General features: G+C 53.4%; 1 pseudogene. It reads left to right on the forward strand.

The window, feature by feature from the left end:
• A pseudogene (locus HW115_RS20385) lies at positions 1-281 on the forward strand (hypothetical protein); the annotation flags it as partial.

The following is a 281-nucleotide window of genomic DNA, read 5'->3' on the forward strand; positions in this document are numbered from 1 at the left end:
TTTTCAGAAAACTTGCGGCTGAAAACATCGGCAATTCCGTCAAAAAAGCAGGCATCCCGCCAGGTCTGCTCAAATCGTTACGGCTGGTCGACAGTTCCGTCTTTTCGGCCCTGCCCCGCATGGCATGGGCTCACTGGCGCACCCATTACGGAACAAAACAATCGGCACTTCGCCTGCATATCAAGTTCAGTTTGCTTGATGAAAAGCCCTCGGGTGCACTCATCAGTCCCGCCAAAACCTGCGAACGCAAGGCTTTGGAGAAGATGATCCAACCGGGTGAG

Source organism: Oceaniferula marina, from assembly GCF_013391475.1.
Classification (GTDB): domain Bacteria; phylum Verrucomicrobiota; class Verrucomicrobiia; order Verrucomicrobiales; family Akkermansiaceae; genus Oceaniferula; species Oceaniferula marina.